This window comes from Bordetella genomosp. 1 (assembly GCF_002261335.1).
Lineage (GTDB): Bacteria > Pseudomonadota > Gammaproteobacteria > Burkholderiales > Burkholderiaceae_B > Bordetella.
The window spans coordinates 535,560-555,809 of sequence record NZ_NEVL01000003.1; the positions used below are offsets into that span (position 1 = coordinate 535,560).

18 protein-coding genes are annotated in these 20,250 nt (G+C 70.6%); 9 read left to right on the top strand and 9 right to left on the bottom strand.

The window, feature by feature from the left end; all coding sequences use genetic code 11:
* Window positions 1-3: 3 nt before the first annotated feature.
* Window positions 4-942, bottom strand: coding sequence for a S66 peptidase family protein (locus tag CEG14_RS10930; protein WP_094827495.1), 939 nt, complete (start codon window positions 940-942; stop codon window positions 4-6).
* 522 nt (window positions 943-1,464) lie between these two features.
* Between CEG14_RS10930 and CEG14_RS10935 the strand changes: the two genes are divergently transcribed.
* Together CEG14_RS10935 and CEG14_RS10940 are read left to right on the top strand one after the other, a co-directional pair.
* Entirely contained in the window at window positions 1,465-1,746 is a 282-nt protein-coding gene (locus CEG14_RS10935) for a peptidylprolyl isomerase (RefSeq protein ID WP_094826389.1), read from the top strand.
* 174 nt (window positions 1,747-1,920) lie between these two features.
* Entirely contained in the window at window positions 1,921-3,936 is a 2,016-nt protein-coding gene (locus CEG14_RS10940; RefSeq protein WP_094826390.1) for a tetratricopeptide repeat protein, read from the top strand.
* 33 nt (window positions 3,937-3,969) lie between these two features.
* Here the strand turns inward: CEG14_RS10940 and chrA are convergent, their stop codons facing one another.
* Window positions 3,970-5,349: a chromate efflux transporter gene (gene chrA, locus CEG14_RS10945; protein WP_094826391.1), complete on the bottom strand. Its 1,380-nt coding sequence runs from the start codon at window positions 5,347-5,349 to the stop codon at window positions 3,970-3,972.
* Window positions 5,350-5,522: 173 nt separating this feature from the next.
* Window positions 5,523-6,062, bottom strand: a complete 540-nt coding sequence (locus CEG14_RS10950) for a DedA family protein (protein ID WP_217904394.1) — start codon at window positions 6,060-6,062, stop codon at window positions 5,523-5,525.
* Window positions 6,063-6,419: 357 nt separating this feature from the next.
* On the opposite strand from CEG14_RS10950, the gene CEG14_RS10955 reads away from it, so the two are divergent.
* A complete protein-coding gene (locus CEG14_RS10955) occupies window positions 6,420-7,343 on the top strand; it encodes an ADP-ribosylglycohydrolase family protein (protein WP_094826392.1) in 924 nt (307 codons plus the stop codon).
* A gap of 31 nt (window positions 7,344-7,374) precedes the next feature.
* Here CEG14_RS10955 and CEG14_RS10960 read toward each other — a convergent pair whose 3' ends face one another.
* From CEG14_RS10960 to CEG14_RS10980, 5 genes are all read right to left on the bottom strand, one after another.
* A complete protein-coding gene (locus CEG14_RS10960; protein WP_094826393.1) occupies window positions 7,375-8,643 on the bottom strand; it encodes a M28 family peptidase in 1,269 nt (422 codons plus the stop codon).
* 168 nt (window positions 8,644-8,811) lie between these two features.
* Window positions 8,812-9,813: a Bug family tripartite tricarboxylate transporter substrate binding protein gene (locus CEG14_RS10965; RefSeq protein WP_094826394.1), complete on the bottom strand. Its 1,002-nt coding sequence runs from the start codon at window positions 9,811-9,813 to the stop codon at window positions 8,812-8,814.
* Window positions 9,814-9,941: 128 nt separating this feature from the next.
* Window positions 9,942-10,862: a LysR substrate-binding domain-containing protein gene (locus tag CEG14_RS10970; RefSeq protein WP_094826395.1), complete on the bottom strand. Its 921-nt coding sequence runs from the start codon at window positions 10,860-10,862 to the stop codon at window positions 9,942-9,944.
* A gap of 128 nt (window positions 10,863-10,990) precedes the next feature.
* Window positions 10,991-12,109 carry a mechanosensitive ion channel family protein gene (locus CEG14_RS10975; protein ID WP_094826396.1) on the bottom strand — a complete coding sequence of 373 codons (1,119 nt, stop codon included), beginning with the start codon at window positions 12,107-12,109 and terminating at the stop codon, window positions 10,991-10,993.
* Window positions 12,110-12,213: 104 nt separating this feature from the next.
* Window positions 12,214-13,554 carry an NAD(P)/FAD-dependent oxidoreductase gene (locus CEG14_RS10980; RefSeq protein WP_094826397.1) on the bottom strand — a complete coding sequence of 447 codons (1,341 nt, stop codon included), beginning with the start codon at window positions 13,552-13,554 and terminating at the stop codon, window positions 12,214-12,216.
* A 192-nt stretch (window positions 13,555-13,746) separates the two neighbouring features.
* Between CEG14_RS10980 and CEG14_RS10985 the strand changes: the two genes are divergently transcribed.
* A complete protein-coding gene (locus tag CEG14_RS10985) occupies window positions 13,747-14,358 on the top strand; it encodes a LysE/ArgO family amino acid transporter (protein ID WP_256985640.1) in 612 nt (203 codons plus the stop codon).
* A gap of 12 nt (window positions 14,359-14,370) precedes the next feature.
* On the opposite strand, the gene CEG14_RS10990 is transcribed toward CEG14_RS10985, so the two are convergent.
* Window positions 14,371-15,261, bottom strand: a complete 891-nt coding sequence (locus CEG14_RS10990) for a LysR substrate-binding domain-containing protein (RefSeq protein WP_094826399.1) — start codon at window positions 15,259-15,261, stop codon at window positions 14,371-14,373.
* An 86-nt stretch (window positions 15,262-15,347) separates the two neighbouring features.
* Here CEG14_RS10990 and CEG14_RS10995 point away from each other — a divergent pair, with 86 nt between their 5' ends.
* The 5 genes from CEG14_RS10995 (at window position 15,348) to CEG14_RS11015 (ending at window position 20,135) form a co-directional block, all read left to right on the top strand.
* Entirely contained in the window at window positions 15,348-16,178 is an 831-nt protein-coding gene (locus tag CEG14_RS10995; RefSeq protein ID WP_094826400.1) for an HpcH/HpaI aldolase/citrate lyase family protein, read from the top strand.
* A gap of 37 nt (window positions 16,179-16,215) precedes the next feature.
* Window positions 16,216-17,424: a CaiB/BaiF CoA transferase family protein gene (locus CEG14_RS11000; RefSeq protein WP_094826401.1), complete on the top strand. Its 1,209-nt coding sequence runs from the start codon at window positions 16,216-16,218 to the stop codon at window positions 17,422-17,424.
* Window positions 17,425-17,517: 93 nt separating this feature from the next.
* Entirely contained in the window at window positions 17,518-18,519 is a 1,002-nt protein-coding gene (locus tag CEG14_RS11005; RefSeq protein WP_094826402.1) for a cyclase family protein, read from the top strand.
* A 96-nt stretch (window positions 18,520-18,615) separates the two neighbouring features.
* Window positions 18,616-19,590, top strand: coding sequence for a tripartite tricarboxylate transporter substrate binding protein (locus CEG14_RS11010; RefSeq protein WP_094826403.1), 975 nt, complete (start codon window positions 18,616-18,618; stop codon window positions 19,588-19,590).
* Between the two features lie 95 nt (window positions 19,591-19,685).
* Window positions 19,686-20,135 (top strand): carboxymuconolactone decarboxylase family protein, encoded by a 450-nt coding sequence (locus CEG14_RS11015; RefSeq protein WP_094826404.1) that lies wholly within the window; start codon window positions 19,686-19,688, stop codon window positions 20,133-20,135.
* Window positions 20,136-20,250: the final 115 nt, after the last annotated feature.

The following is a 20,250-nucleotide window of genomic DNA, read 5'->3' on the forward strand; positions in this document are numbered from 1 at the left end:
ACCCTAGCGCACCACCGCCTGCTCCAGCAGCAGGCCGCCGCGCGCCGTGTCCAGCGTCACGCGCGCACCCAGCGGCAGCATCAGGTTGGGATCGCCGTGGCCGCTCGGCCACGCGCTCAAGACAGGCACATTCAACTCGCGCAGATTGGCCATCAACAGCGGCTCGATCAGGCTTTGCGCCGCCGCATCGGGCATGCCGAGCCCCAGGCGCGTGAAGCTGCCGAGCAGCACCGCCCGCACGCCTTCGAGCTTGCCGGCCGCGCGCAGCTGCGCCAGCATGCGGTCGAGCCGGGCCGGGTGCTCGTTCACATCTTCCAGGAACAGCACGGCGTCCTGCGTATCGATCTCGTACGGCGTGCCCATCAGCGCGCTGATGAGCGCCAGGTTGCCGCCGATCAGCCGGCCGGTGGCGCGGCCCGGCGAGAGCACGCGCGGCGCGAATTCGGGCGGCGGCACGATCCAGGCGCCGGCCGGCACGCCGCCGCTCACCATGGCGAACGCCAGCGACTCGGTGGGCTCGGCCTTGCCCGCCATCAGGTCCTGCGCCAGCATCGGACCGTGGAAGGTCACGAAGCCCGCGCGCGCCTGCAGCGCCAGATGCAGCGCGGTGATGTCGCTGTAGCCGATGAAGGGTTTGGGGTTGGCCGCGATCAGTGCGTAGTCCAGGCCGGCCAGCAGACGCCACGAGCCGAAGCCGCCCTGCAGGCACCAGATCGCGCCGATGTCGGGCGCGCGAAACGCCTCGTGCAGATCGGAGAGCCGCGCCTCGTCGGGCCCGCCCAGGAAATCGTACGGCGGCTCCATGCGCATGCGGGTGGCGGGCATGGGCACGGGTTCGTAGCCGCGATCCAGCAGCCACTGCACCGCATCGTCGGCAGCCACCGGGGCACCGCTTGCGGGCGCAACGATCGCGACGCGGGCACCGGGCTTGAGCGCCGGCACCGCCGCGCGCGCCGGGCCTGCCAGGGCGTTGGACACGCCCGCGCGCGGTGTGTGGCGGCCGGCCGGCGCGCGCGCAGCGCAGGCCGCGAGCAGGCTGCTCATGCCCAACGCCCCGGCGCCCAACAGCAGCCGGCGCCGGGTCGGCGAGCAGGGAGTATGGATGGGTGGCACGGGGCGGTCTCGATCTGGCACGGCGATGGGTTCCTGGCGGGCGCCGCAAGCGGCGCGGTCTGTGTGTAGGCGAGCCTAGCACGAGCCGTGACGGCCGGCCGGCACCGATACGCCAAAAGCGCAGGCTCGGTCGCCTCGGCAATACCCGACACGGCCGAGCGCGTACACTGGCATGGCAAGGGCCGGCGTCCGGCCGGTCTGTCGCCCGCAAACGTAACTGCAGGTTTCTTCGCGCCGCGCGGCGCGCGTGTGCCGGGGCTGCACGTCTGAGCCCCTGTGGCAGCGCGTCAGCCTGAAAAAGCCGGCGCCGAAGTGCAGTATCATCCGGGCACTTCATACAGGAGCTCCACCATGGCCCAAGCCACCGCACGCCACATCCTGGTTTCGACCGAAGCCAAGGCCACCGAACTCAAGACCGCCATCGAAAACGGCGCCGACTTCGCGCAGCTCGCGCGTGAAAATTCCTCGTGCCCGTCGGGCCGCAACGGCGGCGACCTGGGCTCGTTCGGCCCGGGCCAGATGGTCAAGGAATTCGACACCGTCGTGTTCAGCGCCCCGGTCAACGAAGTGCAAGGTCCGGTCAAGACGCAGTTCGGCTACCACCTGGTCGAAGTGACCAGCCGCCGCGACTGATCGTCCGATCGCCGCCCGAAACCCCGCCCCGGCGGGGTTTTTTATTGTCTGCGCGCGCAACCATCCGGCCGCTGGCGCGACATGACTTGCAACACTTCGACCGCCGCGGCCGATGGCACGCACGCGTCAAACCGCGTTTACTGGCGGGTCTTCGTCATTTCGCAGGTAAGACCCGTGTTCAAGCGCCTGATCTCCGCCCTCTCCGCCAAGCAAGACGACAAGGCCGCCGAGCCCACACCGGCCGCACCGCCCGCGGCTGCGGCGGGCGATCCCGCGGTGGGCGAACCCACGGCGGGCAGACCCGCGGCGGGCGCACCCGACGACGGCGACCTGATCACCGTCTACGACGCCTACGGTCGCGAGCTGCGCATCACGCGCCCGGAATGGCGCGAGAAGGTGTTCCTGCCGAATCTGCGCGAACAATGGAACGATCCGGCCGGCCTGTACAACCTCATTCTCAGCGGCCTGAACGATGACCTGGCCGCCGACCTGCCGGACGCCGCGGCGCGCCTGGTGGAGATCGACCCGATCGCCGAACGCAGCCACACGGTGAACGGGATCGTGCTGATGAAGCTCGGCCGCCTGGACGAGGCCGAGGCCACCTTGCGCGCCGGCATGGAACGCGCCGGCGCCACCGGCACCCTGCTCACCAACCTGGCCAAGGTGCAGACCGAGCGCGGCGACGAGACCGCCGCCGACCAGACGCTGTGGCGCGCCCTGGAAACCGATCCCAACCTGGACAACGGCCTGTCGTGGTGGGCCTCGATCCAGCGCGAGCGCGGCGGCGACGCCGGTTATGTGCAGGGGCTGCAGCGGGTTGCCGCCCTGCCCGGCAGCTGGCGCGCGCAGCTGTGGCTCGCGCGCGCGGATCTCGAGCAAGGCCGCACGGACGCCGCCGTTGCCCGCTATCGCGCGGCGCTGGCCGGCGGGCAGCTCGACGCGCACGCCCTCACCATGATCTCGGGCGACCTGGGCCGCAACGGCCAGATCCCGCTGATCCTGGAGCTGGTCGGCCCCGCCTATGATCCCGAGCGCCACGACCCGATGACCGGCCTGAACCTGCTGCGCGCGTGCCAGGAGCTCGGCAACGCCGATGCTGGCGAGGCGCTGCTCGAACGGCTCTACGCGCTCGGCCACCAGGGCCTCAAACAGCACCTGGACCAGTTCGCCGGCGCCTTCCAGGAAATGCGCACCCAGGCCTCCACCAGCAAGCCGGTGGACCCCGCGGACTTCAAGGTCAGCACCCTGGCGCTGAGCCAGCCGGTCTGGCATTACGGCCTGCGCAATCCCAAGTGGTTCTTCACGCAGAAGCCCGAAGGCACGCCCGAGGTCGCGTTCTTCGTCTTCACCGTGAGCGCGGGCGACAACGAGCAGACCGAGTCGCAACGCGAGGACGAGCGCGGCCGGCTGACGCGCTCGCTGCCGCTCTACCTGGCCGAGGCCACGCGCTACTGGACCGACCTGGCCGCCACCGCCTACTTCCTGGTGGTCGAGGGCGGCGGGCCGGTTGTGTCCGCGGGCGCCCACGCGCCGGACGCGCTGTTTGGCATCGTGCCGCCGCAGACGCGCTACCTGGTGACCGGCGAGGTCGAGGGCGCCGCGACCGACACCGGCCCGTGGCAGGTCACCGTGCATCTGTGGGACTGCGCCGAGCGGCGCGAGCTGGCCCGCGAGACCGGCCAGGCCTCGCCCGACACGCTTGGCGCCCTGACGCTCGAACTCGAGCAACGCCTGCTCGCCCATCTCGGCGGCGCCCGGGCCGAACCGCTCGATGCGTTCTATCGCCGGCCCGACGCGGCGAAGATGCCGATCTATCTCAGCTACCTCAGCCAGGCCTTCACGCTGACGCTGCTGGCCACCGGCACCACGCCCAAGGCCAATCTGTGGGGCGAGCGCGCCATGCTGGACTGGCCGATCAAGATGACGCTGCAGTGGCCCGATTACCCCGCGCTGCCCATCATGGCCCTGTCCGGCCTCGGCAAGGCGCGCGAGTACGGCTCGGAGGTGCTGGGCGAATACCGCGAGCGCGCGCTGCAGTTGCTGCGCGACCATCGCGACGCGCCCGTGGCCCGGCTCGAGCCCGTGGTCTGGCGCGCGTTCGGGATGACGGCCGAACTCGATGCGTGCGCGCGCAACCCTGCGGGCGACGCCGCCCATGGCGAATGGATCGCCCGCCTCCAGGAAGCCTGAGGGGCTGCGGGCCGGCCGGCAGCGGGCGGGCCCTCAGCCCGCCATCCGCGCCACCACGCCGGCCAGGCCGCACACCAGCACGACCTCGATCGGTCCGCGCTTGAAGCGCACCAGCGCCACCAGCGCGGCCACCGCGATCGCCGCCGCCAGCAGGTCCGGCGGCGCGTCCAGCCCCTGCGGCCAGAGCGTGTGGTAGCCGAAGAACACGGCCAGGTTGAGGATCACGCCCACGACCGCCGCGGTGATCAAGGTCAGCGCCGCCGACAGCTTGAAGTCGTGCTTGGTGGCCTCGACCAGCGGCCCGCCTGCCAGGATGAACAGAAACGACGGCAGGAAGGTGAACCACGTCACCACCGTGGCCGCCAGGGCGCCGGCCAGTACCGGCGAGCCCGGGCCCAGCAGCTCGTGCGTGTAGCCGCCCACGAAGCCCACGAACGCCACCACCATGATGAGCGGCCCGGGCGTGGTCTCACCCAGGGCCAGGCCGTCCATCATCTGGCCGGCCGTGAGCCAGCCGAAATGGTCCACCGCGCCTTGGTAGAGATACGGCAGCACGGCATAGGCGCCGCCGAAGGTCAGCAGCGCGGCCTTGGTGAAGAACAGCCCCATCTGGACATAGGCGCCCTGCCAGCCGAACACGGCGGCCAGCGCGCCGAGCGTGCCCAGCCAGAGCAGCAGCCCACAGGCCGCGACCCGCGCCAGCCCCGCCCAGCGAAAACGCGCGTGCGGCGGCGTGGGCGTGTCGTCGTCGATCAGGGCGGGGCCATGGCCCGCGGCGGCCGCGCCATGGCCGGCGCGCGCGGCGAACAGCCCCGGCCGCCAGCGGCCCCCCAGGTAGCCCGCCAGCGCGGCGAGCGCGACGATCAGCGGAAACGGCATGCCGAGGGCGAAGATCGCCACGAACGCGCCTGCCGCGATGGTCCACAGCGCGGGATTGTGCAGCGTGCGCCCGCCGATACGGTGCGCCGCGTGCAGCACGATCGCCACCACGGCCGGCTTGATGCCGTAGAACAGGCCCGCCACCCACGGCACGTCACCCTGCGCCAGATAGAGCCACGACAAGCCGGTCAGGATGAACAGCGACGGCAGCACGAATAGCGCCCCCGCCACGATGCCGCCCCAGGTGCGATGCATGAGCCAGCCCAGATAGGTGGCGAGCTGCTGCGCCTCCGGGCCGGGCAGCAGCATGCAGTAGTTGAGCGCGTGCAGGAAACGCCGCTCGCTGATCCAGCGCCGCCGCCCCACCAGCTCGGCATGCATGATGGCGATCTGGCCCGCGGGCCCGCCGAAGCTGATGAAGCCCAGGCGCAACCAGAACCAGAAGGCCTCGCGCCAGGGAATGGCGGCCGCGGCACCGGCGGTGCTGGCCTGGGCCGGGGCGCCGGTGCGTTCGATATCGACGGGATCTTGCATGTGCAAAGCCGGTGGTCACGCGGACGCCGGACGCGGCCGCTGCGCGGAGCATACCCCGGCCGGATGACGGCCGGCGTCATGTGCTCATGCCGAAACGCGCTGGATCGCCGCAAAGCCGGCAAGGCAACGGCGCGGCGCCCGCGCGCCACCGGGGCGACCCGGCCCGACGGTCCTCAGAAACTGAGCCACTCGCGCAACGTCGGCAGGCCGAAGGCGCCGGGCGCCAGCATGCCGAACGCCCACACCATCGCGGAGGCCGCGTTGGCGATCTGGAAGGGGCGCAGCGGCATGGCGCAGATGCCGGCGATGAGCGGCACCACCGCGCGCAGCGGGCCGAAGAAACGGCCGATGAAGATGCCCCAGGCGCCCCACTTGCCGAAGAAGGCATGGCCGCGTTCGGCCATGTCGGGGTGGCGCGACAGCGGCCAGACGCGCAGCGCCTTGTACTGGAACTTGCGGCCGATCGCATAGGAGAGCCAGTCGCCCAGGTAGGCGCCCAGCGCGGCCGCGCCCCACAACGGCCAGAACGACAGCCCGCTCTCCCCGATCAGTCCGCCCAGACCGAACAGGATCACCGTCGCCGGCAGGACCAGCGACAGGAACGCCAGCGATTCGCCGAACGCCAGCAGCAGGATCACGAACGCGGCCCAGTTGGGATGCTGGGCCGTGGTGTGGATCACGGTATCGACGAAATTGTGCAGCTCGTTCATCATCGGGCGCTAGCATACTCCGGCTCGGGCCGGTCTTCCGGCCCCGTCCACCCCGCCGCGCGGGGTCCTGTTCACGCTGGCATGCCAGCCGGTCGCGGCCAGGCCGCCCGCCGCGATTCGACAAGCGGGCCCGCGTCACGCACAATCAGGACGCCGTTCGAACCGAACGATGCGGCCGCAACGATCGCGATCCGATCGACGCGGCCCCGGCACGCGCTCCCATCCGAGCCCGGATCGATCCCTGACACTGCCTTCGGCGCCAAGCATGCGCCGTGCCCGGGCGGTCACCTCGCACCCGGCAGGACGCCGGCAGCGCCCCGCGGCCGACCAGGCCGGCAACACCGCAACCGAGTACACCGAATGACCCAACTTTCCCGCCGGGACCAGCTTCGTGGCGGCCTGCTAGGCCTGCTGGTGGGCGACGCCCTCGGCGTGCCCTACGAGTTTCACGATGCCGCCACCATTCCGGCGCCGGCCGCGATCGACATGGTTCCGCCCAGAGGCTTCGCGCGGGCGCACGCGAGCGTGCCGCCCGGCACCTGGAGCGACGACGGCGCGCAGGCGCTGGCGCTGCTCGATGCGCTGCTGCAGGACCGCAGCCTCAATCTCGACACCTTCGCCGCCAATCTGCTGGCCTGGTACCGCCAGGGTGCCTTCACGCCCGACGGCGTCGTGTTCGACGTGGGCCTGCAGACCGACCGCGCCTTGCGCGCGCTCGACGCGGGCGCGGCCGCGCCGCAGGCCGGCCCCGCCGGCGAACGCGACAACGGCAACGGCTCGCTGATGCGCTGCCTGCCGGTGGTGATGGTCGCCGCCACCCACGACGACGCGCTCAAGCTGGCGCGGCGACAGAGCCTGGTCACGCACGGACACGCGCGCTCGCAGCTCGCCTGCGCGCTCTATGCGCTCACCGGAATGGGATTGCTCGAAGGGGTGGCCCCCGCCGACGCCGTGCGCGCCGCCGAGGACGAACTGCTGTCGCGCTGCGGCGGCACCACCGAAGAGGCGGAGCTCAAGATCGTGCTCGATGGCCGCTACGAGGCGCCGCAGGGGTCGGGCTACGTGGTCGACAGCTTCTGGTCGGCCCTGCACTGCCTGCTGTCGACCGACAGCTTCGAGGCCTGCGTCAAGCGCGCCGTGGCCCTGGGCAACGACACCGACACCACCGCCGCGATCGCAGGCGGGCTGGCCGGCCTGCGCTACGGCGAGGCCGCGATTCCCGCCGCCTGGCGCGACGCCTTGCGCGGCCGCGGCGAAGTCGAGCGCTGGCTGGTGCAGTTCTGAGGACGGGCGGCGCAAGGCCGCCCGTCGTGGTTCAACGCTGGGCCAGCGCGTCCAGCTCGGCGTCGCTCATGCCCAGCGCCAGCTCGGCGATGGCGCAGGTCACGGCCACGGCCTGGCGCAGCTCGCGCTCTTCGATGATGCCGGGCACGTCGCCCGCCGACAGGATGCGGTTGACGCGCGAATCGGGTTTGCCGAAACCGGCCGTCAGGCGCAGCGCCGGAATGCCGTGGCGCGCGAAATTGGCATGGTCGGAATTCGGCATCAGCGGCAGCCAGGTGCCGACCGGCACCCCGGCGCTCGCACCCGCCTTGCTCACCACGCGCTCGAGCGCCGGGAACTCGCTGATCAGCGCGGTCAGCGACATGTCGCCGGCCACGGTGTCGAGATTGATGTCGAACTTGATGCGCGCCCGCTCGGCCGGATCCATGTCGGCGAGATAGCGCGCCGAGCCGGTCAGCGCCCATTCCTCGGCGCAGAAGAAGCAGATCCGCAGGCTCGGCGTGTTCGGGCCCACGCGGTCGGCCAGCGCGCGCGCGGCCGCCAGCGCGGTCGCCACGCCGGTGGCGTTGTCCAGCGCACTGGTGCCCAGGTCGTGGCCGTCCATGTGGGCGCTGATCACGATCACGCCGTCGCGGCCGCCGGGAATCTCGGCGATACCCACGCTGGCCTTGGCCTCGGGCAGCTCCTCGCCGCGCAAGACCAGCCGCACGCGCGCCTGGCCCTGGGCGCAGGCCGCCGACAGGCGCTGCGCGCTTTCGTGATCGGTGTAGGCGGCCGGGATGCCGGCGCCACCGCGCGGCCGTCCCGACGATCCCGACAGCACGCCCTGCCCCGGCACGTTGTTGGCGATCAGGAAGCCCGCGGCCCCGGCCTGCACCGCCATGTCGTACTTGCGGCGCCGGTGCACGTGGTCGCCGGTGAAGGGAAACTCGTGGCGCACCAGCGCGATCTTGCCGCGCACGGCCTCGCCCACGCGGGCGAAGTCGTCGGGCCGGCCCTGCCCCACGTCGATCACGTCGGCTTCCAGGCCCTGGTCCGGCGTGCTCTCCGAGCGCAGCAGCGCACGCACCGGCAGCGCCGCGTCCGCCAGCGTCAGGCTCGCTTCGAGACAGCGCCAGCCGTCGTAAGGCACGTGCACCTGGCTCACCTGCGGCGCCACCGGACGCAGCCGCGCCAGCGCCCAGGCCATCGCCGCATCGTCCTGGCCGCTGCCGGACATGCGTCCGCCAAAGGCACAGATGGTCTCGAAATCGTTCATCAGGGCCGCGTCGGCGGCGGCCGCTTCCAGCCAGGCTTGCATAGGATGGTCTCGTCTAACGGGCGGCGCGCGCCTGCATCGGGGCACACGCGCTGGAATTCAAAAAACCGCCGTGACACGCGGTCACGGCGGAGGCAGAAAAAGCGCGTCGGGGAAGAAGCAAACCGGCGGGTAACTCCAGGCTCCCTGACACGCATGAAACCGGAGCGCTTACTCGAACTTGATGTCGGCGCGCTTGACCACGTCCTGCCAGCGCGTGAAGTCTTCGGCGAGCAGGCGCTTGAGTGCGGCGGCGCTGGTATCGGCCGGCGCGCTCACGCCCACGCTCACGAGCCGCTGCTGCACCGGGCCGGCCTGCATCACCGTCTTCATGGCCGCTTCCAGGCGGGCCTGCACGTCGGCGGGCGTGCCGGCAGGCGCCATCAGGCCCCACCAGCTCTGCACCGTCATGTTCGGCACGTTGAGTTCCTTGAAGGTCGGCACGTTGGGCGTTTCCTTCATGCGCTCGGGCGAGGACACCGCGACCGGCGTGATCTTGCCGCCCTGGAACAAGGCGGCGGCCGTGGGCATCGTGGTGAAGCTGGTCTCGATCTGGCCACCGGCCAGGTCGTTGACCGAGGCCGAGGCGCCCTTGTAGGGAATGTGCACCAGCTTGGTGGCGGTGTTCTGCATGAACAGCTCGGCCATCAGGTGGGTCAGCGAGCCGTTGCCGCCCGAGCCGATCGAGATCGACGCCGGCTTCTCCTTGGCGGCGGCCACCAGGGCCGGCACGGTCTTGGCGTCGAAGTTCGGGTTCACGAACAGGTACATGGGCGACACGCCCAGCAGCGAGATCGGGGCGAAGTCCTTGCGAGCGTCGTACTTGACGCGGTCGCCATAGAGTGCCGGCACGATGGTGAACGGCACGTCCGCCAGCAGCAGGGTGTAGCCGTCGGCCGCTTCGCCGGCCACGTAGGCCGTGCCGATCATCGAGCCCGCGCCTGCGCGGTTCTCCACCACCACCGGCTGGCCGAGTTCCTTGGCCAGCTGATCGCTGATGCCGCGTGCCAGCACGTCGGAGCTGCCGCCCGCCGCGTACGGCACGATGATGCGCACGGGCTTTTCCGGATAGGCCGCCTGCGCGGGCGCGGCGGCGGCCAGCATCAGGGGGAACAGCGCCGGCAGCAGGCGCGTGGAGAGCGAGGTCTTGAGCTTGTGCATGAGAACGGCCATTCAATTCGTAACTAGGTGCGACCATTATGGAAAGGCGCGCGCGCGCCGGCAACGGAAGTATCCGCATGGACCATTCCGGTTTGGAATATCGCACGTGAGGGCCTGCGGGCGGGCGCCCGCGGCCGGCGTCAGGCCGTCAGGAAGGCCCGCACGTCGGCATTGAGCGCGGCCGCGCGGGCGGCCACCCAGTCGCAGAATGCGTCGGCGTAGGCGCCGCCGACGTTGGGGCGCGGCTGCATCAGGTAATAGCCGTAGCGGCCTTCGACGGCCTCGCCGAACGGGCGCACCAGCGCGCCGCTGCGCAAGGGCTCGAGCACCATGCACACCGGCACGATCGCCACGCCCAGCCCATTCAGCACCGCGGGCAGCAGCACCGAAAACCCTTCGTATTCCGGCGCGGTGGCGGCCGGGCCCGTCCAGAGCGGCGCCACTTCGGCACGCCACTCGTCCCAGCTGTAGCCGCGCTGGGCGCGCTTGAGCAGCGGCAACGGATCCAGGTCCTCGATCCGGTGCACGGGGTGGCGGGCCAGCAGCGCCGGCGCGGCCACCAGGGTCATCTCGCGGCCGCACAGATACTGCGCCGACATGCCGGCGACGTGACCGGTGTGCAGCTGCAGTTCGGCGTCGAAGCGCTCGGACTGGTCGCGCCCATAGAGCAGGCGCGGCCGGATGTTGACGCGCACGTCCGGATGCGCCTCGAAGAACTCCGACAGCCCCGGGATCAGGCAGAACTGCGCGAACGAGGGCGAGACCGCGATGTTGAGCGCCACCCGCGTGCCGGGGTTTGCCACCAGCGCGTCGGCCTCGTCGATGAGACGCAGCGCCGCGCTCACGCGCTCGTGATACAGCGCGCCCGCGTGGGTGAGCCGCATGCCGTTGGGCAGGCGCTTGAACAAGGCCACGCCCAGGCGGGCCTCCAGCGCGCCGATGTGCTTGCTCACCGCGCTCTGCGTCAGGTGCAGCGATTCGGCGCTGCGGCTGAAGTTGAGCGTGCGCGCCGCCGCCAGAAAAATGCGCAGCGTGATCAATGAGTTGCGCGAGCCCTTCATGCGATGCTTCCCCTGTGTGACGTGCCTGGTTCGATGCCGTGCCTACTGTCGTTGCGGGGACAACCGTCAGGCGGCGCCCCGGCGCGCATGATAGCCGCCGGGGCCCGATCCTGCTGCACGGACCGGCCTCAGGGCGTGGGGCTGGTGAGGTCCTGCGCGGCGCGGTCGGGCCGGCCGCCGGGTTCGCTGGGCTGGGTACCGAGCTCGGCGCGCAGGCGCGGCAGGCACTCGGGATGATTGCGCTGGATGAAGTTCAGCAGGCCCTCGCGCACCTTGCAGCGCAGGTCCCAGGCCAGGCCCGAATCCGGCGCGCTCACGAGCGCACGCAGCTGCATCGAGCGCTCGCCCGCCTCGGTGACCTGCAGCACGCAGACCCGCTTGTCCCATTCGGGGGCATCCTGCACCAGCCGTTCCAGCTCGGCACGCAACGGTGCGAGCGGCAGACGGTAGTCGGCCCACAGGAATACCGTGCCGATGATCTGCGCCGACTGGCGCGTCCAATTCTGGAACGGATTCTCGATGAACCATTGCAGCGGCACGATCAGGCGCCGCTCGTCCCAGATCCGCACCACCACATAGGCGCCGGTGATCTCCTCCACCCTGCCCCACTCGCCTTGCACGATCAGCACGTCGTCGAGCCGGATCGGCTGCGTGAGCGCGATCTGCAGCCCGGCGATCAGGTTGCCGAGCACGGGCCGCGCCGCGAAGCCGGCCACCAGGCCCATCAGGCCGGCCGAGGCCATCAGGCTCGCGCCGATCTGGCGCACCGCGGGGAAGGTCATGAGCATGGCCGACAGCCCGACCAGCACCACCGCCAGGTTCACGCAGCGCACCAGTACGCGCGTCTGGGTATGGATGCGGCGCGCGCCGAGGTTGTCGGCTACATCCGCCGGATGCATCGCGATGATGCCTTCGCCGAGCCCGGTGCAGGCCCGGGCCACCAGCCACGTCATCACGGCGATCAGCGCCAGGCGCAGCGCCTCGCGCAGGCCCTCCATGCCGGGCAGCTCGTCGGGCGCGCCGGCCAGCACCACGTTCAACGCCAGGCCCAGCAGCACCCAGCGGCCCGGGGTGTAGGTGTATCGCACCATCGCCGCCAGCAGCGGCCTGCGGCGGGTGATCCGTTGCAGCACGAGGGCGAGCACGCGATGGGCGATCAGTGCGGCCAGTGCGGCCACCGCCATCGCCAGCGCGGTGCCCAGCCAGGGATGTCGATCGGCAAACCACGAATACAGCGCCAACTCCATGCCGGCTCCTCTCGGATGGGAATGGCGCTGCGCAGCAATTTCCGGGCCCGGCGCGCGGCCCGCCGCAACACTGTCGCAATGGCCCCGGCTTGGGGCCCGGCGCCTCAGAACCCGGCGTCGACGACGATCGGCGTGCCGTCGAAGAAGCGTTCCAGGCGGAAGGCGTGCGGGTCCACCAGGGGCGTGTCTTGGGTGACGAGGTCGGCCATCAACTGCCCCGCGGCCGGCCCGATGCCGAAACCGTGGCCCGAGAAGCCGGTGGCGATGAAGAGCCCCGGCACCTTGGCCGCCGGCCCGATCACGGGAATCGCGTCGGGCGTCACGTCCATGTAGCCGCCCCAGCGCTTCTCCAGCCGCGCGCCGGACAGTTGCGGGAACAACCGTTGCAGGTTGGCCAGCGGCGGCGCCACATAATTGGGCAAGGGTGCGGGATCGAGGGTGCGGACCCGCTCGAACACGGTGGGCGCGTCCAGCGCCCAGCGGCCGGGCCGGCGCAGCTCGTCGAAAAAGCGCGCGCCAAGGGCGAGCTGCAGGCTGCCCCAGCTGCTGCGCAAGGCCGGCAGGAATTTGAAGAACTGGGCGAAGCTGGACGGCGTGATCTCGGCGTAGGTGCGCATGCCCCAGGCCAGCGTGTAGCCGCCGTCGGCACGCTTGCGCAGCGACACGCCGGGGATGTTGACGCAACCGTCCGGGCCGCCCGGCAGGGGCTGGGTGTGGCCAACCGAGCCGCGCGTCAGCAGCTGTGGCAGGTCCACGCCCACGCTGCCCAGGAAATAGCGCGACCAGGCACCGCCCGCCACCACCACCGCATCGCAGGCGATCCGGCCGTGCTCGGTGACGACGCCCGCGACGCGGCCGGCCTGCAGGTCCAGCCCGCGCACCGCGCATTGGCTCAACACATGCGCGCCCGGCAGGCGCGCCAGCGCGCGGGCCATGGCCGGCACGGCGCGTTGCGGCTCGGCGCAGCCGTCGGTGGGGGTATGGATGCCGCCCTCGAATCCGCGCGCGACGCCGGGCAGCCGCGCGGCGACCTCGGCGCTGCCCAGGACGACGGTGGGCACGGCCGCGCCGAATTCGGCGCGCACCCGGCTCACCCAGGTCTCGAGTTCCTGTTGGCGCGCGGCGCTGTCGGCGGCGTAGAGGATGCCGCATTCGCGAAAGCCGGTGTCGATGCCCAGGTCGCGGTCGAGCGTGCGCCACAGGCGCAGGCTCTCAGCGGCGAGCTGATACTCGCGCAGATCGCGCCGCGTGGTGCGCACCCAGCCCCAGTTGCGGCTCGACTGTTCGAGCGCCACGGCGCCCTTCTCGCACACCGCTACCGACACCCCGCGGCGCGCCAGCGCGATCGCCGTGCTCACGCCGATGATGCCGCCACCGATCACCACCACGTCCACCGCGGCCGGCATGGCCTGCCCGCCCGTCACCGCATCGACCTGCAACTCCATGACCGCCCGCTCCCGTGCCGCATGAAAGAACGCCATGGTGAGCCGGCCCGCCCGGCTTGTAAAGACATCCCCGCGCGCCGCGCACGGCCGTGTGGCGCGCGCCACGCTAAAGCCGCATTAGCAGATTGCATTGGGCAAACACGCGGCCCCGGGGGTACGCTGTGCGCCCCATTCATTCCCCGCTGTCCCGCCGTGCCCGCTTCCGTTTCCGCCCTGATTGCCGGTTTTCTGCTCAGCCTGAGCCTCATCCTCGCCATCGGCGCCCAGAATGCCTTCGTGCTGCGCCAGGGCCTGCGACGCGAGCACGTGTTCGCGGTGTGCCTCACCTGCGCCGTGTCGGATGCCTTGCTGATCGCCTTCGGCGTGTCGGGCTTCGGTGTGCTCAGCACGCGGCTGCCGTGGATCGAGCCGGTGATGCGCTACGGCGGCGCGCTGTTCCTGTTCGTATACGCGGCGCGCAACCTGCGCCAGGCCCTGCGCGCCCACGACGCGCTGGCCCCGGCAGAGCGCGGCGGCGGCACGCTGCGCGCCACCCTGCTCACCTGCCTGGCCCTGACCTGGCTCAATCCGCACGTCTATCTCGACACGGTGGTCCTGCTCGGCTCGATCGCGAGCCAGTACGACGGCCACCGCCGCGCCTTCGGCGCCGGCGCCGCGATGGCGAGCTTTCTGTTCTTCTTTGCGCTCGGCTACGGCGCGCGCCTGCTGCGGCCGTGGTTCGCCCGCCCGGGCGCATGGCGCGTTCTCGACGGCCTGGTGGCGCTGGTGATGACGGTGATCGGCGTGTCGCTGCTGCTCGGTTGACGCCGCGCGCGTTCAGAGCCCCGGCGGCGGCAGCTTGCCGTATTCCTCGACGGCGGTTTCGCGCAGCGCCTGGATCAGGGCCAGCCGCGACGAACCCCGCGGCCAGATCAGGCCGAAGCGGCGCGGCTCGCAGGGCGCCGGCAGCGGCAACACCGCCAGCCCCAGCCGCTCGATGGCGCCGTTGGTCGCGAGCGGCAGGATGGCGACGCCGAGGTCGCGGCTCACCATCACGGCAATCGCCTCGATCGCGTTGAGCTCGAAGCGGTCGCGCGGCGCGATCCCCACCCGCCGGAGATAGTCGTCGACATGGCGGCCGCCCCAATCGTTGCGCTGGTAACGAATGAAGGGCTCGCTGGCGAGCAGCGCGTGCGGGTCGCGTCCGGCCAGGCGCGGCGCCACCGCCAGCACGTAAGGCTCTTCGCGCAACAACTGCCAGCCCAGGCTCTTGGCCAGCGGATACGGCGCCTCCAGCGCGATGGCCGCGTCCAGCTCGCCCGCCTCGACCGCCGGATAGAAGCGCGCGGAATGGCCGGGCGTGAGCGCCACGTTCACCAGCGGATGGCGCGCCACCAAACGCTCGAGAATCGCCGGCACCATGGAATTGAGCGCGGTGTTGCCCGCGCCCAGCCGCAGCTCGCCCATCACCTCGCCAGAGCGCGCCAGATAGCGGATCTGCTCCAGGCTGGCCAGCACCTCCTGCACCGGCGCGAGCAGCTCGGCGGCCTTGGCGGTGAGGTGCACGGTGCGGCCGGCGCGCGCCACCAGCGGCGCGCCCAGCTCCTGCTCGAGCGCCCGGATCTGCTGCGCCACGGCACCATGCGTGAGACCGAGCCGGCGCGCGGCCTCGGCCATGGATCCGTGGCGTGCCACGGCGACCAGCGTCTGGAGAAAGTCGGTGTTCATGATGATAGATATTCTATCGTTTGATCGTAACCCAGCTCGCCCCATCGCGCTTGTGCCCGCGCCACAATCCGGCTCAGGAGACAACCATGAAAAGCAAGCTGTTCGTCCCGGCGTCACGCCCGGAACTGTTCGATAAAGCCATGGCCAGCGCCGCCGACGCGATTTCCTTCGACCTCGAAGACGCCGTCGCGCCGGAACGCAAGGCAGAAGCGCGCACCATCCTCGCCGACTGGCTCGGCAAGCAGGCCGGTGCCGCGCATGCCAAGAAAATTATCGTCCGCATCAACGCCTCCGACACCCCCTATTACGCCGACGACCTGGGCGTGCTGGGCCGCGTGCCGTTCGACATCCTGAACGTGCCGAAGACGCAGGACGCCGCTTCCGTGCAGGACGCCGTGACGCGCGCCAGCGCCGCCGGCTTCGAAGGCACCTTCCTCGTCAATATCGAAACGCCGCAGGCGCTCGCCCGCGCCGCCGAACTGGCCGCCGCGCACGAGCGCGTCTGCGGCCTGCAGCTCGGCCTGGCCGATCTGTTCGAGCCGCTGGGCATCGCCCGCTATGCGCCCGAAACGCTGCGCCCGATCCTGCTCGCGGTGCGCCTGGCCGCCGGCGCCTCCGGCAAGTTTGCGCTCGACGCCGCCTATGCCCGCGTGAAGGATACCGACGGCTTTCGCGCCGAGGCTCGCCTCGCGCGCTCGCTGGGCTTTCTCGGCAAATCCTGCGTGCACCCGAGCCAAGTCGCCATCGCCAACGAGGAATTCGGCTTCTCGGCCGACGAGATCGAACAGGCCCGGCGCGTGGTCGCGGCCAGCCGCGAACACGCCGGCATGGGCGCCTTCCTGCTCGACGGCCGCATGATCGACGCGCCTTTCGTGCGCCGCGCCGAAGACGTGCTGCTGGCCGCCGGCCACGCCTGAGCCCCACCCGAATCCGCATGACTGAGTGACTCGCACGATGCAACACCCTGCCGAATCCCCCCTGCCCCTGTCCGGCGTCAAAGTGCTGGACCTGAGCGCCTACATCGCCGGCCCCTATGGCTGCGCGCTGCTGGGCGACATGGGCGCCGAAGTGATCAAGATCGAGCCGCCCGAAGGCGACAACCTGCGCAAGTATCCGTCGACGCTGGCCAGCGAAAGCCGCGCCTTCCTCGGCATCAACCGCAACAAGCGCGGGATCTGCCTGAACCTGAAGGACGCGGCCGGCTACGAGGTGCTGACGCGCCTGGTGCGCGAGGCCGACGTGCTGGTCCACAACTTCCGGCCGGGCGTGCCCGAGCGCCTGCGCATCGACTTCGCGACCCTCGCCGCGATCAATCCGCGCCTGGTGTACTGCGCCATGACGGGCTACGGCGCGGCCGGCCCGATGGCGGGCCACGCCGGTTACGACCAGGTGCTGCAGTCCATGACCGGCATGTGCGCCTCGCAGGCCAAGACCGACGGCCCGCCCGAGATTCTTTATGGCTCGGTGGTCGATTACTACGGCGCCGCGCTGATTTCCAACAGCGTCGCCGCCGCGCTCTATCAACGCGAGAAGACCGGCCGTGGCCAGGCCATCGAGGTGTCGCTGCTCGGCAGCGCGCTGGCGATGCAGTCGGCGCGCCTGGTGTGGGCCGAGGGCGAGCCGCGCGCGATCGAGCGCGACATGCGCTCGGGTGGCATCACCGGCATCCACCCCACGCGCGCAGGCCATCTGTACATCTCCGCGAACACGCCGCACTTCTGGCGTTCGCTGTGCGGCCATCTGGGCCTCGCGGAATTGGCCGAGCACCCTGACTACGATACCGTCAAGAAACGCGCGGCCCAGGCCGACGTGCTGATCCCGCGGGTGCGCGAGGCGCTGGCACAGCGCAGCGCCACCGAATGGGCCGAGCTGTTCGGCCAGAGCGTGCCTTGCGCCGTGGTCAATCGTGTCGAGGACATGTTCGACCACCCGCAGGTGCAGGCCATGGGCTTCATGCAGCCGCTGACCAACCCGGCCGCCGGCAACTACCTGGGCCTGGCCCAGTGGGCGCACTTCGCGCCGGACGGCACGGTGCACGACACCGCCGCCCCGGCCCGCATCGGCGCGCCGTCGCTGGGCGAACACAGCCGGGAAATCCTGGCCGGCCTGGGCTATGGCGAGCAGGACATCGACGCGCTGATGGGCAGCGAGGCGGTGCGCTGAACGCAGCGCCGCCCTTGGAATGACGCCGGCGGCCCAGCCGCCGGCCTGAAGAACAAAGCGCGCCACACAAACCCGGCGCGAGGAGACATGGCGATGAGCCAGCAGCGATACCACCAGCGGCCCGCCGGGTCGAACTGGGGCGATTTCGGCGCCGACGACCAGCTCGGCACGCTCAACCATCTGGATGCGCAGGCCCGCCTGGCCGCCATCGCCGAGGTGCGCGAAGGCATTTCGTTCTCGCTCAGCCTGCCGCTCACCGTGCCGCGCGCGCCGGTGCTGAACCCGCGCCGCAAGGGCCCGGTGATCCGCCCGGCCGAAAAGAACGGCGTACCCGTCTATCGCTATCCGCTGGCCACCGACGTGCCCGGCGCGACCGACGTGATCAGCGACGACAGCGTCACGATCTCGCCGCAATACTCGACGCAGTGGGATGCGCTCGGCCACGTCGGCTCGCTCTACGATGCCCATGGCGACGGCAATCCGCAGCCCACCGGCTACAACGGCTTCACCGTGAGCGAGCCCGCGACCGAAGGCTTCACGGGCACGCGCGACCTCTCGATCGCGCCGATGGCGCGTCACGGCATCCAGGGCCGCGGCGTGATGGTGGACCTGCGCGCCCACTTCGGCGACGAGCAGCGCAAGATCGGCCTGGCCGACCTGCAGCGCGTGATGCAGGCCGACGGCGTGCAGGTGCGGCCCGGCGATGTGCTGTGCCTGCACACCGGCCTGGCCGATCTCGCCCTCACCCTGCCCGACGACGAGCAGCACCGTCTCAAGACCAGCTGTTGCGTGCTCGACGGCGACGATCCCGAGCTGCTGGCCTGGATCAAAAACAGCCGCATCGCCGCCATCGCCGCCGACAATCACGCGGTCGAGCTGCGCAACCACAGCCTGGCCGCCGAGCGCGGCCCGCTGCTTCCCCTGCACGAACAGTGCCTCTTCAAGCTGGGCTTGCCGCTGGGCGAGCTCTGGCACCTGACCCCGCTGGCGCATTGGCTGCGCCAGCGCGGCCGACACGCCTTCTTCCTGACCGCGGCACCGATGTACGTGCCCGGCCTGGTCGGCGCGCCGGTCAACCCCATCGCGACCGTCTGATCGCCCCCGGCCACCCGGCCGGATAAGCAGCGGTCGCGCGATGCACGACTATTCCAATCGATTTTTGTACCCCCCGCACGGGAGAAGTGAGAAGACATGAAAAACAAAGCAACCCTGATCCGCGCCGCGCTCGTCGCCGGCTTCGGCCTGAGCTTCGCCGGCGCGGCCGTCGCGGCCGACTATCCGTCGCAACCCATCACCGTGGTCGTGCCCTACTCGGCCGGCGGCGGCGCGGACAACGCCGCGCGCATCATCGCCCAGGGCATGGGCGAAGTGCTGGGCCAGAGCGTGGTCATCGAAAACAAGGGCGGCGCGAGCGGCTCGATCGGCGCCGCCTTCGTGGCCCGCGCCAAGGCCGACGGCTACACCGTGCTCTACGACGCCTCGGCGTTCTCGATCAACCCGGTGCTGCGCAAGCTGCCCTACGACGCGAAGAAGGATTTCATCCCCGTCTCGCAGGCCGTGAGCGTGCCCAACATCGTGGTGGCCGCGCCGGCATCGGCGTTCAACACCCTGCCCGACTTCATCAAGGCCGCGCAGTCCAACCCGAACCGCTATACCTACGCCTCCTACGGCCCGGGCAGCCTGGCCCAGATGGCCGGTGAGCTGCTGAAGAAGGACGCGAAGATCGAAGCCGTGCACGTGCCCTACAAGGGCGGCGCCCCGGCCATCGTGGACGTGATGGGCGGCCAGGTCGACATCTACTTCGCGAATGCCGCGTCGAGCCTGAACTACGTCACGACCGGCAAGCTCAAGGCCCTGGCCGTGTCGTCGGCCAAGCGCATGCCCGAGCTGCCCAACGTGCCCACCGTGGCCGAAGCCGGCATCAAGGACTTCGACGTGGTCGAATGGAACGGCTTCTTCCTGCCGGCCGGCACCCCGCCCGACGTCGTCGCCAAGCTGCAGGACGTGATCCAGAAGACCCTGCAGCGTCCGGACACGCGCGAGAAGCTGGGCAAGCTGGGCCTCACGCCCGTGGGCAGCAGCTCGGCCGACTTCACCAAGTTCGTCAGCGACGAGCAGACGCGTTGGGACGCCGTGGTCAAGGCCAACAACATCAACGTGAACTGAGGCAGGCATCACCTGATGGCCAGAACGCCGGCACGCGAAACGCGCGCCGGCGTTTTGCGTTTATGCTCGCGCCCAATCACACCGCAGGAGATTCCATGAGCCGTAAAGACGATTTCGACAAGGGCCTGGCGAACCGCCGCGCCGTGCTGGGCGATGCCTGGGTCGAGCGCTCGCTGTCGCGCGCCACCGGCTTCACCGCCGAGTACCAGAACATGATCACGCGCTACGCGTGGCACGACATCTGGAGCCGCGACGGCCTGCCGCGCAAGTCGCGCCGCATGATGGTGCTGGCCGTCACGCTGTCGCTGGCGCGCTGGGAGGAATTCGAGCTGCACGTGCGTGCCGCCCTCACCGCCCCCGACGACTCGCGCCTGACGCCCGACGAATTGAAGGAAGTGCTGCTGCAGAACGCGATCTACGCCGGCGTCCCTGCGGCCAACACCGCCTTCAACCTCGCCCAGGCCATCCTGCGCGAGGTCGCCGACGACATCGGCTACGTCCTCGAACCCGCCGACCCCACCCAAGCCGACCCCTTCGCCCCCTGACCCCGCGGTTCCGTGAACGGCGTCAGCGCCAAAAAAATGGAGTCAGACTGCAATTATCAAAAAGGAGTCAAACTGCAAAAAGGAGTCAGACTGCATTTATCGCTGACGGCGCCAC

Excerpts from the sequence above, each read along its gene's own strand:
- CEG14_RS10965 (WP_094826394.1), bottom strand. The coding sequence starts at position 9,813 with ATGGCCGTTCTCATGCACAAGCTCAAGACCTCGCTCTCCACGCGCCTG.
- CEG14_RS11015 (WP_094826404.1), top strand. The coding sequence starts at position 19,686 with ATGAGCCGTAAAGACGATTTCGACAAGGGCCTGGCGAACCGCCGCGCC.
- CEG14_RS10990 (WP_094826399.1), bottom strand. The coding sequence starts at position 15,261 with ATGAACACCGACTTTCTCCAGACGCTGGTCGCCGTGGCACGCCACGGA.
- CEG14_RS10995 (WP_094826400.1), top strand. The coding sequence starts at position 15,348 with ATGAAAAGCAAGCTGTTCGTCCCGGCGTCACGCCCGGAACTGTTCGAT.
- CEG14_RS11005 (WP_094826402.1), top strand. The coding sequence starts at position 17,518 with ATGAGCCAGCAGCGATACCACCAGCGGCCCGCCGGGTCGAACTGGGGC.
- CEG14_RS10970 (WP_094826395.1), bottom strand. The coding sequence starts at position 10,862 with ATGAAGGGCTCGCGCAACTCATTGATCACGCTGCGCATTTTTCTGGCG.
- CEG14_RS10975 (WP_094826396.1), bottom strand. The coding sequence starts at position 12,109 with ATGGAGTTGGCGCTGTATTCGTGGTTTGCCGATCGACATCCCTGGCTG.
- CEG14_RS11010 (WP_094826403.1), top strand. The coding sequence starts at position 18,616 with ATGAAAAACAAAGCAACCCTGATCCGCGCCGCGCTCGTCGCCGGCTTC.
- CEG14_RS10980 (WP_094826397.1), bottom strand. The coding sequence starts at position 13,554 with ATGGAGTTGCAGGTCGATGCGGTGACGGGCGGGCAGGCCATGCCGGCC.
- CEG14_RS10960 (WP_094826393.1), bottom strand. The coding sequence starts at position 8,643 with ATGCAAGCCTGGCTGGAAGCGGCCGCCGCCGACGCGGCCCTGATGAAC.
- CEG14_RS10955 (WP_094826392.1), top strand. The coding sequence starts at position 6,420 with ATGACCCAACTTTCCCGCCGGGACCAGCTTCGTGGCGGCCTGCTAGGC.
- chrA (WP_094826391.1), bottom strand. The coding sequence starts at position 5,349 with ATGCAAGATCCCGTCGATATCGAACGCACCGGCGCCCCGGCCCAGGCC.
- CEG14_RS10935 (WP_094826389.1), top strand. The coding sequence starts at position 1,465 with ATGGCCCAAGCCACCGCACGCCACATCCTGGTTTCGACCGAAGCCAAG.
- CEG14_RS11000 (WP_094826401.1), top strand. The coding sequence starts at position 16,216 with ATGCAACACCCTGCCGAATCCCCCCTGCCCCTGTCCGGCGTCAAAGTG.
- CEG14_RS10950 (WP_217904394.1), bottom strand. The coding sequence starts at position 6,062 with ATGATGAACGAGCTGCACAATTTCGTCGATACCGTGATCCACACCACG.